11 protein-coding genes are annotated in these 14,389 nt (G+C 73.2%); 6 read left to right on the forward strand and 5 right to left on the reverse strand.

Going from position 1 to position 14,389, the window contains the following annotated elements:
* Positions 1-241: 241 nt before the first annotated feature.
* Positions 242-2,104 carry a translational GTPase TypA gene (typA, locus tag BLT72_RS02425; RefSeq protein WP_091409654.1) on the reverse strand — a complete coding sequence of 621 codons (1,863 nt, stop codon included), beginning with the start codon at positions 2,102-2,104 and terminating at the stop codon, positions 242-244.
* 199 nt (positions 2,105-2,303) lie between these two features.
* Here typA and BLT72_RS02430 point away from each other — a divergent pair, with 199 nt between their 5' ends.
* The 4 genes from BLT72_RS02430 (at position 2,304) to BLT72_RS02445 (ending at position 8,309) form a co-directional block, all read left to right on the forward strand.
* The gene (locus BLT72_RS02430) at positions 2,304-3,443 is read left to right on the forward strand and encodes a GTPase family protein (RefSeq protein ID WP_091409657.1); all 1,140 of its coding nucleotides are present in this window, start codon (positions 2,304-2,306) and stop codon (positions 3,441-3,443) included.
* A 55-nt stretch (positions 3,444-3,498) separates the two neighbouring features.
* Complete coding sequence (locus tag BLT72_RS02435) at positions 3,499-5,397, forward strand: amylosucrase (protein ID WP_091409661.1); 1,899 nt, start codon at positions 3,499-3,501, stop codon at positions 5,395-5,397.
* A gap of 234 nt (positions 5,398-5,631) precedes the next feature.
* Positions 5,632-7,002 carry an FAD-binding oxidoreductase gene (locus tag BLT72_RS02440; RefSeq protein ID WP_091409664.1) on the forward strand — a complete coding sequence of 457 codons (1,371 nt, stop codon included), beginning with the start codon at positions 5,632-5,634 and terminating at the stop codon, positions 7,000-7,002.
* Positions 6,999-8,309 carry a class I SAM-dependent methyltransferase gene (locus BLT72_RS02445; RefSeq protein WP_091409667.1) on the forward strand — a complete coding sequence of 437 codons (1,311 nt, stop codon included), beginning with the start codon at positions 6,999-7,001 and terminating at the stop codon, positions 8,307-8,309. Before BLT72_RS02440 ends, BLT72_RS02445 begins: the two co-directional genes overlap by 4 nt.
* 63 nt (positions 8,310-8,372) lie before the next feature.
* Here BLT72_RS02445 and BLT72_RS02450 read toward each other — a convergent pair whose 3' ends face one another.
* From BLT72_RS02450 to BLT72_RS02460, 3 genes are read right to left on the reverse strand one after another with little or no spacing between them, the layout of a single operon-like run.
* Entirely contained in the window at positions 8,373-9,152 is a 780-nt protein-coding gene (locus BLT72_RS02450; protein ID WP_091409669.1) for an amino acid ABC transporter ATP-binding protein, read from the reverse strand.
* Complete coding sequence (locus BLT72_RS02455; RefSeq protein WP_091409673.1) at positions 9,149-10,063, reverse strand: amino acid ABC transporter permease; 915 nt, start codon at positions 10,061-10,063, stop codon at positions 9,149-9,151. The genes BLT72_RS02450 and BLT72_RS02455 overlap by 4 nt, the downstream gene beginning before the upstream one ends.
* Positions 10,060-10,959 carry an ABC transporter substrate-binding protein gene (locus tag BLT72_RS02460; RefSeq protein ID WP_091409677.1) on the reverse strand — a complete coding sequence of 300 codons (900 nt, stop codon included), beginning with the start codon at positions 10,957-10,959 and terminating at the stop codon, positions 10,060-10,062. Before BLT72_RS02460 ends, BLT72_RS02455 begins: the two co-directional genes overlap by 4 nt.
* Positions 10,960-11,099: 140 nt before the next feature.
* On the opposite strand from BLT72_RS02460, the gene BLT72_RS02465 reads away from it, so the two are divergent.
* On the forward strand, positions 11,100-11,654 hold the full coding sequence (locus tag BLT72_RS02465; RefSeq protein WP_091409681.1) for a type III secretion system chaperone family protein: 555 nt from the start codon (positions 11,100-11,102) through the stop codon (positions 11,652-11,654).
* Positions 11,655-11,688: 34 nt separating this feature from the next.
* Here BLT72_RS02465 and BLT72_RS02470 read toward each other — a convergent pair whose 3' ends face one another.
* Positions 11,689-12,165 carry a PPOX class F420-dependent oxidoreductase gene (locus tag BLT72_RS02470; protein WP_091409684.1) on the reverse strand — a complete coding sequence of 159 codons (477 nt, stop codon included), beginning with the start codon at positions 12,163-12,165 and terminating at the stop codon, positions 11,689-11,691.
* Positions 12,166-12,201: 36 nt separating this feature from the next.
* On the opposite strand from BLT72_RS02470, the gene BLT72_RS02475 reads away from it, so the two are divergent.
* Positions 12,202-14,388 (forward strand): glycoside hydrolase family 36 protein, encoded by a 2,187-nt coding sequence (locus tag BLT72_RS02475; protein ID WP_091409688.1) that lies wholly within the window; start codon positions 12,202-12,204, stop codon positions 14,386-14,388.
* Position 14,389 lies beyond the last annotated feature (1 nt).

Genomic DNA, 14,389 nt, shown 5'->3' on the forward strand with positions numbered 1-14,389 from the left:
GGTCCGCGGTGCCGAGATGGTTCTGCACCGTCTACGGCGGGGAAGAGCCGACGGTTGCATCCCTGATACCAGGAAGATCCTGACATCTCGAGAGCCATCCTGGACCACGGGAGCATCCCGCGCAGGCGGCGTGAGCGACGAGGGCGTGAACACCAGGGGCGCCGCGCCGAGGCCGGGACGACGGACGCCCGCGGCACCGAGCACGAGGCTCGGCACCGCGGGCGGCGTCAGCGGGACCGGGTCAGGCGTTCTTGGCGCGCGAGCGGGTCCGGGACCGCTCGTTGCCCGACAGCACGACCTTGCGGATGCGGACGGCGGCCGGGGTGACCTCGATGCACTCGTCACCGCGGCAGAACTCCAGCGCCTGCTCCATGCTCATGATCTTGGCCGGGATGAGCCGCTCGAGCTCGTCACCCGTGGCGGAGCGCACGTTGGTGAGCTTCTTCTCCCGGGTGATGTTGACGTCCATGTCGTCGGAGCGGGCGTTCTCGCCGACGATCATGCCCTCGTAGACCTCGGTGGTCGGGGCGACGAAGAGCGTGCCCCGCTCCTGGAGGCTGAACGAGGCGTAGGCCGTGACCACGCCGGTGCGGTCGGCCACCAGCGAGCCGTTCGGGCGGGTCCGCAGCTCACCGTGCCAGGGCTCGTAGGTCTCGAAGACGTGGTGCATCATGCCGGTGCCGCGCGTCTCGGTGAGGAACTCGGTGCGGAAGCCGATCAGGCCGCGGGCCGGGACCAGGTACTCCATCCGGACCCAGCCCGTGCCGTGGTTGATCATCTGCTCCAGCCGCCCGCGACGCAGCCCCATCAGCTGGGTGACCACGCCGACGAAGTCCTCGGGGGCGTCGATGGTCAGCCGCTCGACGGGCTCGTGGATCTTGCCGTCGATCTCGCGGGTGACGACCTGCGGCTTGCCGACCGTCAGCTCGAAGCCCTCCCGGCGCATCATCTCGACCAGGATGGCGAGCTGCAGCTCGCCCCGGCCCTGGACCTCCCAGGTGTCGGGCCGCTCGGTGTTGGCGACCTTGATGGACACGTTGCCGATGAGCTCGGCGTCCAGCCGGTTCTTGACCAGGCGGGCCGTCAGCAGCTTGCCGGACTTGCCGGCCAGCGGGGAGGTGTTGATGCCGATGGTCATCGAGATCGAGGGCTGGTCGACCGTGATCAGCGGCAGCGGCTTCGGGTTCGCGGGGTCGGAGAGGGTCTCGCCGATGGTGATGTCGGGGATGCCCGCGATGGCCACGATGTCGCCCGGCCGCGCGATCTCGGCCGGCACGCGGTCCAGCGCCTCGGTGATCAGCATCTCGGAGAGCTTGATGTTCTGGATGGTGCCGTCCTGCTTGCACCACGCGACCACCTGGTTGCGCTTCATCTCCCCGGCGAACACCCGGCACAGGGCCAGCCGGCCGAGGTAGGGGGAGGCGTCGAGGTTGGTGACGTGGGCCTGGAGCACCGCGCCCTCCTCGTACTCCGGCGCCGGGACGCCGTCGAGGATGGTGGCGAACAGCGGGCCCAGGTCGTCGTGGTCGGGCATCTCGCCGTTCTCGGGGGCGGTCAGCGAGGCGCGACCGGCCTTGGCCGAGGCGTACACCACCGGGAAGTTGAGGACGTCGGTGTCCGCGTCGTCCAGCAGGTCGAGGAAGAGCTCGTAGGTCTCCTCGACCACCTCGGCGATCCGGGCGTCGGGCCGGTCGACCTTGTTGACCACCACGATGATCGGCAGGTTCTTGGCCAGCGCCTTGCGGAGCACGAAGCGGGTCTGCGGCAGCGGGCCCTCGGAGGCGTCCACGAGGAGCACGACGCCGTCGACCATCTCGAGGCCGCGCTCGACCTCACCGCCGAAGTCGGCGTGGCCCGGGGTGTCGATGATGTTGATGATGACGTTCTGGCCGTCCGGGGCGTGGTGCAGCACCGCGGTGTTCTTGGCCAGGATGGTGATGCCCTTCTCCCGCTCCAGGTCCATCGAGTCCATGACCCGGTTGTTGACGTCCTGGTTGGCGCGGAAGGCGCCCGACTGCCAGAGCATGGCGTCGACGAGCGTGGTCTTGCCGTGGTCGACGTGGGCCACGATGGCGACGTTCCGCAGATCTGAGCGAGTGGGCATGCGTGAGGACTTCCTTCACAGACGATTGGGGGTCGCGCGGTCGCGACGGCGACGGGCAACCTGAACGAGTCTACCGACCCGTGCCCCCGCAACCCGAATCGTCGCTGGTCAGAGGGGGCTCGGCCGGACCGGGGAGGGAGCACGGCCGCCGTCCCCGGCGCCCGTACGCTGAAGGGGTCCCGACGGTGAGGAGACCCACGTGGCAGGCGGCACGGACTGGTTCAAGGAGTCCTTCCGGCAGGAGTACGAGCAGCAGTCGGCCGCCATCGGCCGCTTCAACCTCGCCCTCTTCGGCAAGACCGGCGTGGGCAAGTCGACCCTGGTCAACGCCATCTTCGGGGAGGACGTGGCGGCGACCGGGATCGGGGAGCCCGTGACCCGCGGCAGCCACCTCTACCTCGACCGGATCGGGCACCTCGGCATCGTCGACAGCCAGGGCCTCGAGGTCGGCAAGGACAACAAGGAGATCCTCTCCGAGCTGGGCAAGGCGATGAAGGAGATGCGCCGCCGCCCGCTCGCGGAGCAGATCCACGTCGCCTGGTTCTGCGTCCGGGGCATGGACCGCAGGTTCGAGGAGGCGGAGGCCGACTTCGTGCGGCGGCTCGCCGACCTCGGGCTGCCCGTCGTGCTGGTGCTCACCCAGGTGCCGGCCCGCGACGGCCGCTACCACCCGGACGCCGTCGAGCTGGCCCGCCGGATCGAGGAGTACCGGCTACCGCTGGCCGGCGGCCGGCCGTTCTTCGTGTTCGCCAAGGCCGACCCGTTCGCCGACCAGCCCGCGCACGGGCTGCAGGACGTCCTCGATGCCACCTTTCGCGTTGCGCCCGACGGCGTCCACGGAGCCCTCGTCGCCGCGCAGACGATCGATCAGGCTCGGAAGGCCAAGGAGGCCCAGGGCTACATAGGCGCGGCCGTCACCGCCGCGGCCGGGGCCGCCTTCATCCCGATCCCGTTCTCCGACGCGGCCGCCCTGGTGCCCATCCAGCTGGGGATGATGGCCAAGATCGCGCAGCTCTACAAGATCAAGGTCGACCGCGCGGCCCTGCTGGCCATCGCCTCGACGACGGCCGCCACCCAGGCCGGCCGGGCCACCTTCAGCGGGCTGCTCAAGATGGTGCCGGGGGCGGGGACGGTCGCCGGCGGGATGATGAGCGCCGGCGTCGCGACCAGCTTCACCTACGCGATGGGCCAGGCCTGGCTGGTGGTCTGCCAGCGCGTGGCGTCCGGCGGGCTCGGCGGGATCGGCCGGGCGCTGGACGACGAAGCCGTCCGGGAGGCCTTCGTCGAGGAGTTCCGGGCCCGCCTGAAGATCCGCCGCGGGGACAAGTCGGGCGTCTGAGCCGGAACCCGCGCCGAGGCAGCGCCCCGGTGGTCGGAGCCCCTACTCTCCCGCCATGAGCATCCCCGACGTCGCGCCGTTGCTGGCGGGTGAGCCGGAGCACGACCAGGTCGTCTTCCAGGCCCGGTTGCAGCGCTACTGGCCCGACCTGCTGGCCGGCCTGGCCGGCGCCTACCCCGACCACGCGCCGGAGATGGCGCAGCGGCTGGTCGTCATCGCGGCCGAGAACTTCCGGCAGCGGCCGGCCGAGCTGCGGCTGCTGGACCTCCGCCGGCACGCCGACCCGCAGTGGTTCTCGGCGCCGCGGATGGTCGGCTACGCCGCCTACGCCGACCTCTTCGGCGGCACCCTGGCCGGCGTCGCGGACCGGGTCGACTACCTGTCCGAGCTGGGGGTCACCTACCTGCACCTGCTGCCGCTGCTCCGGCCGCGGCCGGGCGCGGACGACGGTGGCTACGCGGTGATGGACTACCGCGCCGTCCGCGAGGACCTCGGCACCGTCGACGACCTCCGGGACCTCGCCACGGTGCTGCGCTCCCGTGGCATCTCGCTGACCCTCGACCTGGTGCTCAACCACGTCGCGGCCGAGCACGCCTGGGCCCAGGCCGCGCGCGCCGGAGACCCGCACTTCCGCGACTACTTCCACCTGTTCCCCGACCGCACCCTGCCGGACGCCTACGAGCGCACGCTCCCCGAGGTGTTCCCCGACTTCGCCCCCGGCAGCTTCAGCTACGACGAGGAGTCCCGCTCCTGGGTCTGGACGACGTTCAACACCTGGCAGTGGGACCTCAACTGGCACAACCCGGACGTCTTCTGCGAGTTCGCCGACCTCGTCTGCTGGCTGGCCAACCTGGGCGTCGAGTGCCTGCGGCTGGACGCCATCGCCTTCCTCGTCAAGCGGATGGGCACCAGCTGCCAGAACCAGCCGGAGGTGCACGCCATCACCCAGGCGCTGCGGACCGTGGCCCGGATCGCCGCGCCGGCGCTGGTCTTCAAGGCCGAGGCCATCGTCGGTCCCGCCGACCTGGCGCCCTACCTCGGCGTCGGCAAGCACGCGGGCAAGGTCAGCGACCTCGCCTACCAGAACTCGCTGATGGTGCAGATCTGGTCGGCGCTGGCCGCCCAGGACACCCGGCTGCTCTGCGCGGCGCTCAACCGGTTCCCGGCCAAGCCGCCCACCACGGTCTGGGCCACCTACCTGCGCTGCCACGACGACATCGGCTGGGCGGTCGACGACGGCGACGCCGCCTCGGTCGGGCTGAGCGGTCATCAGCACCGCCACTTCCTGGCCGAGTACTACGCCGGCCTCTACCCGATGAGCGACGCCCGCGGGATCGTCTTCCAGGAGAACCTGCAGACGGGGGACCGCCGGATCAGCGGGACGGCGGCCTCCCTGGCGGGGGTCGAGGCCGCCCTCGCCCGCGGTGACGAGCGCCAGCTCGACCGGGCCGTCCAGAAGCTGCTGCTCGCCCACCTGGTGGTGCTCGGCTTCGGCGGTCTCCCGCTGCTGTGGATGGGTGACGAGCTGGCCCTGCGCAACGACTACTCCTACCTCGACCACCCCGACCACGCCGACGACAACCGCTGGGTCCACCGGCCCGCGATGCCCTGGGACGTCGCCGCCCGACGCCACCAGCCGGGCACGCTCGAGCACCGGGTCTGGCACGGACTGCGGCACGCCATCGCCGTCCGGTCCTCGCTGCCCAGCCTCGACGCCGCCGTCGAGACCGAGATCGCCGACCCGGTGAACCCTGGCGTGCTGGTGTTCGTGCGGCGCGCGCCCAGCCAGACCCTCGTCGGGGTCTACAACGTGACGGGGACCGAGCAGTCCCTGCCCCGCTGGGTCGTCCCCGTCGGCAACTGGGCCTGGGACGCCCTCACCGAGGAGACCCCGCTGACCGACGGGCCGCTGACGCTCGAGCCGTACCAGGCGCGGTGGTTCGTGGAGGGGTGAGGGGGAGCGGCGGTGCTGCCTGTCCTCGCTCCGCTCGGACGCGGCCCGCGCTCGGGCCTCCGTCGACGTCGTCGCCGGGGCGGACGAAGAGCGCGTCCACCCCGGCTCCTCCTCTCCACGGAGGCGCGCGGTCCGGCGCTGCTGCGCGTGAGCGGTGAGGGCCCGCCGCGCCGCCTGGCTCGGTCTGCCCGGGCGCCTGGTGACGCGCAGGCGGCGCAGGTCTAGCGTGGCGATGTGCTCACCCCTCCCGACGTTGCCGCCGCGCACGCGGCGGGGGTGGAGCGGCTGCGGGCGAGCTACCGGCGGATCCCGGCGGGCGCGCCGGTGCGGCTGGCCAAGCGGACGTCGAACCTGTTCCGGCCGCGACCGAGGACGGGCGTGCCCGGGCTGGACACCAGCGGGCTCACCGGGGTCCTCGGCGTCGACCCGGACGCCCGGACCGCCGACGTCGCGGGGATGTGCACCTACGAGGACCTGGTCGCCGCGACGCTGCCGCACGGGCTCACCCCGCTGGTCGTGCCGCAGCTGCGGACCATCACCCTGGGCGGCGCCGTGACGGGGCTGGGGATCGAGTCCGCCTCCTTCCGCAACGGCATGCCGCACGAGTCGGTGCTGGAGCTGGAGGTGCTGACCGGGACCGGTGAGGTGCTGACCGCGTCGCCGGAGCAGCACCCGGACCTGTACCGGGCGTTCCCCAACTCCTACGGGACGCTCGGCTACGCCACCCGGCTGCGGATCGCCCTGGAGCCCGTCCAGCCGTTCGTCGCCCTCCGGCACGTCCGTTTCCACGCGCTGGACGCGCTGGTCGCGGCCATGGCCGCCGTCGTCGACGAGGGCAGCCTCGACGGCGTCCGCGTCGACTACCTCGACGGCGTCGTCTTCAGCCCCGACGAGGCCTACCTGACCCTGGGCACCCTGACCAGCGATCCGGGGCCGGTCAGCGACTACACCGGCCAGGACATCTACTACCGCTCCCTCCAGCACGACCACGGCCTCCGGCACGACCGGCTGACGGTGGAGGACTACCTCTGGCGCTGGGACACCGACTGGTTCTGGTGCTCGCGGGCCTTCGGCGCCCAGAACCCCCGGCTGCGGCGCTGGTGGCCGCGGCGGTACCGGCGCAGCAGCACCTACTGGAAGCTGCTCGCCCTGGAGCAGCGCCTCGACCTCGTCGACCGCCTCGAGCGGCGACGCGGCCGGCCGCCCCGGGAGCGCGTCGTGCAGGACGTCGAGCTGCCGCTCGAGCGGTGCGTCGAGTTCCTCCGGTGGTTCCTGGCCGAGGTGCCCGTGGAGCCGCTGTGGCTGTGCCCGGTGCGGCTCCGCGACCGGTGGCCGCTCTACCCGATGCCGCCCGACCGGACCTTCGTCAACGTCGGCTTCTGGTCGACGGTCGCCGCCGGACCGGTCGAGGGCACGACGAACCGCCGGATCGAGCGCCGGGTCCGCGAGCTCGACGGCCACAAGTCGCTCTACTCCGACGCCTACTACACCGAGGACGAGTTCGACGAGCTGTACGGCGGCGAGGACTACCGGGTGGCCAAGAAGACCTACGACCCGGACGGACGCTTCCTCGACCTCTACGCGAAAGCGGTGCGACGACGATGACGACTTCCCAGCAGCAGCGGACCGGCACGACCGCGCCCGGTCGGATGTCCCTGGCCCAGATCCTGCAGACGGTGCTCGGCGGGCAGGTCCCGCTGCGCTTCACCGCCTACGACGGCAGCGCGACCGGTCCCGAGGACGCGCTCGGGTTCGACCTGCTGACCTCGCGCGGCACCACCTACCTGGCCACCGCCCCCGGTGAGCTGGGGCTGGTCCGGGCCTACGTCTCGGGCGATCTCGAGCTGCACGGAGTCCACCCGGGCGACCCCTACCCGCTGCTGCGCGCCCTCGACGACGTGGAGATCACCCGGCCGCCGGCGCGGGTGCTGGCCGAGATCGTCCGCTCGCTCGGCGTCGAGCACCTCAAGCCGGTCCCGCCGCCGCCGCAGGAGGTGCAGCCGCCGTGGCGGCGGGCCCTCCAGGGACTGCGGCACAGCCGTCACCGCGACGCGGAGGCGATCTCCCACCACTACGACGTCTCCAACACCTTCTACGCGTGGGTGCTCGGCCCGTCGATGACCTACACCTGCGCCTGCTACCCCACCGCCGGGGCGACCCTGCAGGAGGCGCAGGAGAACAAGTACCGGCTGGTGTTCGAGAAGCTGCGCCTGCAGCCGGGGGACCGGCTGCTCGACGTCGGCTGCGGCTGGGGCGGCATGGTCCGCTACGCCGCCCGCCGCGGCGTCCGGACCACCGGGGTCACCCTCTCGGCCGAGCAGGCGGCCTGGGCGCAGCAGGCCGTCGTCGCGGAAGGGCTCGAGGGTCTCGCGGAGGTGCGGCACGGCGACTACCGCGACATCGCCGAGACGGGCTTCGACGCCGTGTCCTCGATCGGGCTGACCGAGCACATCGGGGTGGCCAACTACCCCGGCTACTTCCGCTTCCTGCGGTCCCGGCTGCGGACGGGCGGCTTGCTGCTCAACCACTGCATCACCCGTCCGGACAACCGCCGCGCGGTCGCCACCACGGGGTTCATCGACCGCTACGTCTTCCCCGACGGGGAGATGACCGGCTCGGGCCGGATCATCACCGAGGCCCAGGACGCCGGTCTCGAGGTGCTGCACGAGGAGAACCTGCGGCCCCACTACGCCCTGACCCTGCGGGACTGGTGCGCCAACCTCGTCGAGCACTGGGACGAGGCGGTCGCCGAGGTCGGCCTCGGCACCGCCAAGGTCTGGGGCCTCTACATGGCCGGGTCCCGCCTCGGCTTCGAGCGGGACATCGTCCAGCTGCACCAGGTCCTCGCCGTGAAGACCGACGGCCACGGCGGCGGGGTCGACCTGCCGCTGCGGCCCTGGTGGCAGCCCTAGCCTCCGCACCTCGATCTGGGCCACCGCTCCCCGAGCCGACCACCGCTCCGCGGTGGAGCGACGTCAGAGCTGCAGTCGGGAGAGGAACTCCTGCGTCCGGGGCTCGCGGGGGTGGTCGAAGAGCTGGGCGGGCGGCCCCTGCTCCAGCACCCGGCCGTCGTGCAGGAAGCAGACCTTGTCGGCGACGGACCGCGCGAAGCCCATCTCGTGGGTGGCCAGCACCATGGTCATGCCGTCCCGGCGCAGGTCCCGCAGCAGGGTCAGCACCTCGTGCACCAGCTCGGGGTCCAGCGCCGAGGTCACCTCGTCGAGCAGCATCAGCGCGGGGGCGTTGACCAGGGCGCGGGCGATCGCCGCCCGCTGCTGCTGCCCGCCGGAGAGGGCGTCCGGCCTGGCGTCGGCCTTGTCGGCCAGGCCGACCCGCGCCAGCATCTCCCGCGCCTGCTGCTCGGCCGCGGCCCGGGGCCGCTTGTGCACCCGGACCGGCGCCAGCACCACGTTCTCCAGCACGCTGAGGTGAGGGAACAGGTTGAAGGCCTGGAAGACGATCCCCACCCGGGCCCGGACGGCGTCGACGTCGACCCGTGGGTCGCTGATGTCCTCGCCGTCCAGCAGGATCCGCCCGTCGTCGAGGGTCTCGAGCAGGTTGAGGCAGCGCAGCAGCGTCGACTTGCCGGAGCCCGAGCCGCCGATCAGCACGACGCACTCGCCCTGCTCGACGTCGAGGTCCAGGTCGTCCAGCACCACCTGGGCGCCGAACACCTTGCGCAGCCCGCGCGCCTCCAGCAGGCGGTGTCCTGAGCCTGTCGAAGGCCGGTGTCCTGAGCCTGTCGAGGCGCTCACAGCGTCGTCCCGGCCACGCCGTACCAGCCCTGCCGCCGCGCGACCCAGTCGGTGACCCGCGTCAACGGGATCGTCAGCGCCACGAAGAGCAGCCCGGCGACGACGTAGGGCGTGAAGTTGAAGTCCGTGGCGGTCGCGATCTGGGCCGAGCGGATGGCGTCGATCACGCCCAGGACCGCGATCAGGCCGGAGTCCTTCTGCAGGCTGACCAGGTCGTTCAGCAGGGGCGGCACCACCCGGCGGACCGCCTGCGGTAGCACCACGAAGCGCATCGACTGCGCGTAGGACAGGCCGAGCGACCGGGCCGCCGCGCGCTGGGAGGGGTGCACCGACTCGATCCCCGCGCGGAACACCTCGGCCACGTAGGCGGAGTAGGTGAGCACCAGCGCAGCGCCGCCCCAGATCAGCGGGTCGTCGGGCAGCCCGGTGAGGTTCAGCGCGGGGACGCCGAAGCCCAGCAGGAAGATCACCAGCAGCAGCGGCAGCCCGCGGAAGACGTCGGTGTAGGCGGCCACCGCCGCCCGGACCGGGAAGAACACCGGCCCGCGCAGGGTGCGCAGCACGGCCAGCGTCAGCCCCAGCACCAGGATGAGCACGCCGCAGACGAGCATCACGCGGATGTTCAGCCACAGCCCGACGGCCACCGCCGGCAGGGACTCCCAGGCTCGCGCCGGGTCGAAGAAGGTCTGCTGCACGCGGGGCCAGCCGGGCGTCGAGGTGAGCCCGACGACGAGGACGACGACGATGGCGACACTGCTCGCCACCGCGACGGCGACGGAACGGTTCGACCGCCGCTGCCGGTAGGCGGTCCGCTCCCGCTGCAGGGCCGACGGCCGCCAGGTGCCGGCGGCCGGCTCCTCGCGGTCGGCGGCGTGCCCCGGGTCGACGTCGACCGGGCGGAGCGGCCTCACTGGAGCAGCGGGGCGCCGCCGGCGTTCGACAGGTACTCGCCCTCGATCGTCTCCAGGGTGCCGTCGGCCCGGAGGGCGTCGACCGCGGCGGAGACGCAGGCGGTCAGCGCGCTGCCCTTGGCCAGCACGAAGCCGAACTGGTCGGTCGTGCCGGAGCCGGGGGGCAGCTGGCCGACGATCTTGCCGTCGTCCAGCTGGGCGGCGGCGGCGTAGAACGCGGTCGGCAGGTCGACGACCAGGCCGTCGATCTGCCCGTTCTTCAGCGCCTGGACGGCGAGGTCGTTGGTGTCGTAGACGGCGGCCTGCTGCTCCGGCTGGATCTGCTCCTGGATCGCCGTGTAGGAGGTGGTCCCCACCTGGGCGCCCAGCTTCGCCGTCTTCAGCGCCGCGAGCGTGGTGGCCCCGGCGATGGGGGAGTCGGCGGTGGTGACCACGGCTTGCGCCACGTCGTAGTAGCCGGAGGAGAAGTCGACGGCCTTCCGGCGCGCCTCGGTGATCGAGACCTGGTTGATGTCCACGTCGAACTTCTTGTCACCGGGGGCGTAGGCGTTGGTGAAGGGGACGGTGATCCAGGAGACCTCGTCCCGGCTGAACCCGAGCTGCTCGGCCACCGCGTAGGTGACGGCCGACTCGTAGCCCTTGCCGTTGGTCGGGTCGTCGTCGGAGAACCAGGGCTCGTAGGCCGGCTTGTCGGTGCCGACGGTGAACTGACCGTCGGTGACCAGGCTCAGCGACTCCTGGCTGCACGCGGCGGCGCTGGAGGCGCTGGACCCGGCGGCCGGCTGCGGCGCGGCCGTCTCGTCCTCGGGTGCGCAGGCCGTGACGGCGAGGGCCAGCGCGGCGGCCAGGCCGAGGGCGGCGAGCCGGGGCGCGGGGAGACGGTGGGGGCGCAGCATGCAGGGCTCCTCGAGGGCGGACGGACGCCCGCAGGACCGGGCGCCGACGTGGGCGTGCCGCCAACCCTAGCGCCGCGGTCGGGAACCCGGCGGCCGTCCGTGCCGGCTGTGAGACCGGGCCGGGCGCGTACCGTGAGCCTGTGGACGACCAGCCGACCGGGACCGCCCGGACGGCGGCCGGCGAGGCCGCACGGACCGCGGTCCGGGCCGTGCTGGAGGGGCTGGACCTGCCGTGGTCCGAGACGCGGCCGGGGCTCTTCGCGGTGACGCTGCCGGGGACGGCGAAGCTGACGACGGCCTGCGCCCTCGAGGTCGGCCGGCACGGGCTCGCCGTCCGCGCCTTCGTCGCCCGCCGGCCCGACGAGAACCACGCGGAGGTCTACCGCTGGCTGCTCCAGCGCAACCTCAAGCTGCGAGGCGTCTGCTTCAGCCTCGACGCCGCCGGCGACATCCACCTCACCGGCACGGTGCCGCTGGACGCGGTCACGCCCGCCCTCGTCGACCAGGTCCTCGGCACCATCGCCGAGACCGCCGACGCCAGCTTCAACCCGATCCTCGAGCGTGGCTTCGCCACCAGCATCGCCCGGGAGTGGGCGTGGCGCCGCTCCCGCGGGGAGCCGACCACCAACCTGGCGGCCTTCGCCCACCTCGACCCGGAGCGGCACCCTCCCGCCCCGGAGGACCCCGCGCCCTGATCCTCCGACCGGCTCAGGGCACGGGGACCCGCGCTCAGCCGTCGAGGCGCGCGGCGACGTCGGCGGGGAAGCCGCCGGTCGCGACCGGTCCCCACCGGGTCGGCGTGATCCGGATGAGGGACTTGTCCTGCAGCCGCATCGCGGCCCGGTACTCGTCCCAGTCCGGGTGCTCGCCGGCGATGCAGCGGAAGTAGTCGACCAGGGCGTCCTCGGCCTCGGGCATGTGCAGCACCTCGGCCTCCCCGTCGACCTGCACCCACGGGCCGTCCCACGCGTCCGACAGCACGCAGACCGAGGTGGGTGACCGGCGCTCCGCGTTGCGGATCTTCGCGCGGCCCGGGTAGGAGGAGATGACGATCCGGCCCTGCGCGTCGACGCCGCCGGAGACGGGGGAGAGCTGGGGCCGGCCGTCCGCGCGGGTCGTGGCCACGAGCATCCGGTGGCGGGGACGGACGAAGTCGAGCAGCTCGGCGAGCTCGACGGCGGTCGCGGTGGCGATGGTTCGGGCCATGGCCGCGACGCTACCGCGCCCCTAGGGTGGTGAGCCGTGACGATCATCGACTGGCAGGAGCCGGCACTCCGGCTGCGGTTCGTGGCCGACGAGGACGCCCCCGTCCGACTGGTCGAGGCGGCTCCCGAGCTGCCGGCCGCGGACGACGAGCGCTACGCCCGGGTCCACCAGCCGCTGGTGGAGGTGCTGACCCCGGGCCACGGGCAGGCGCCCGCGGGGCAGAGCCAGCGGCACAGCGGCAGCCACCTCGGCCGGGCCCTCCGCTACGTCACCCACACCACCTCCCGCGTCGGGGCCGTGGAGGTGCTGGTGCTGGAGCAGCGCGACCCGGTGAGCGGCCTCGTGGCCCGGAGCCGGTTCGAGGCCCACGACGGCGTCGCCGCCGTCCGCTGCCGGACCGAGCTGACCCTCGCGGCCGACGCCGAGCCGTTGACCGTCTTCGCCGTGACCAGCCTGGCCACCGGGCTGGTCGTCTCCGACGACCTCGCGACCACCACGGTCTGGCGGGGCGCGTCGACCTGGTCGGCGGAGGCCCGGTGGGCGTCGGCCCCGCTGCGGTCGGCCGGTCTGGCGCACGCCGGCGCCGGGGCCCGCGGGGAGACCGCCATGGGGGCGGTCACCGCGGTGAGCACCAGCACCTGGTCCTCGGGCACCTGGGTGCCGGCCGGTGCGGTCACGGCGGGCGACCGCACCCTGGCCTGGCAGGTGGAGCACAACGGCGCCTGGAGCTGGGAGGTGGGGGAGCGGCCCGGCTGGTCGGCCCAGCCCCCGCCGCCCGACGCGGGGGGCCTGCCCTGGGAGGTCGACGCCGGGACGGTCCGGTTCGCCGACGGCGCCTACCTGGCGGTGCTCGGGCCCAGTGACCGGCTGCACGCCTGGTCGCTGACCGTGCAGCCGGGCGGGGCGCCGTTCGTCACCGTCCCGGTGACCTTCGCCGTCGCCGCCGGCTTCGAGGACGCCTTCGCCGGGCTCACGGCGCACCGCCGGGCCGCCCGTCGGACCCACGCCCAGGACGCGACCCTCCCGGTGGTGTTCAACGACTACATGAACACGCTGAACGGCGACCCGTCGTCGGAGCGGCTGCGTCCACTGGTGGACGCGGCCGCCGCGGTCGGCTGCGAGTACTTCTGCATCGACGCCGGCTGGTACGACGACACCGACGGCTGGTGGGCCTCGGTCGGGGACTGGGAGCCGTCGACCGTCCGCTTCCCGGACGGCATCGGGGAGGTCCTGGACCGGATCCGCGAGCGCGGGATGGTGCCGGGGCTGTGGCTGGAGCCCGAGGTCGTCGGGCTCACCAGCGCGGCCGCCCGTACCCTGCCCGACTCCGCCTTCCTCCAGCGCGGCGGGGTCCGGGTGCGCGAGAAGGACCGCTACCTGCTGGACCTGCGCAGCCCGGACGCCCGTGCCCACCTGGACCGGTGCGTCGACCGGCTGGTCGGCGAGCTGGGCGTCGGCTACTTCAAGCTGGACTACAACGTCATCCCGGGCTCCGGCACCGATCTCGACGCCGAGAGCGTCGGCGACGGGCTGCTGCAGCACAACCGGGCGCTGCTGGACTGGCTGGGCTCGGTGCTGGACCGGCACCCCGACCTGGTGCTGGAGAACTGCGGGTCGGGTGCGCTGCGCGCCGACGCGGCGATGCTCGGCGTGCTGCAGCTGCAGTCGACCTCGGACCAGACCGAGCCGCTGCTCTACCCGGCCATCGCCGTCGGCTCGCTGCTGCACGTGCTGCCCGAGCAGGCGGCCAACTGGGCCTACCCGCAGGCCACGATGGGCGACGAGGAGATCGCCTTCACGATGGTCACGGGGCTCGCCGGCCGGCTCTACCAGGCCGGGCTGCTCGACCGGATGGACGAGGCGCAGCGTGCGCTGGTCGCCGCCGGCGTCCAGGCGCACCGCGACACCCGGCACGCGCTGGCCCGCTCGGTCCCGCGCTTCCCGACGGGACTGCCCGACTGGGACGACGCCTGGGTCACCGTCGCCTTCGACGCCGGCGACGAGACCTACCTGCTGCTGTGGCGGCGGGCGGACGCGGCCGCGTCGGTCGAGGCAGCCCTGCCGCACCTGGACGGCGCGGACCTCGACGTCACCCAGGTCTACCCGCCGCTCGACCGGCTGCCCGCCTGGGACGTCGAGCGCACGCCGGCGGGCCTGCGGCTGACGCCGCCCCACCCCGGCGTCGGGGCCCGCATGCTGCGGGTGGCGGCGCGTCCCGCCTGAC

The sequence above is a fragment of the Friedmanniella luteola genome, from assembly GCF_900105065.1.
GTDB classification, from domain to species: domain Bacteria; phylum Actinomycetota; class Actinomycetes; order Propionibacteriales; family Propionibacteriaceae; genus Microlunatus; species Microlunatus luteolus.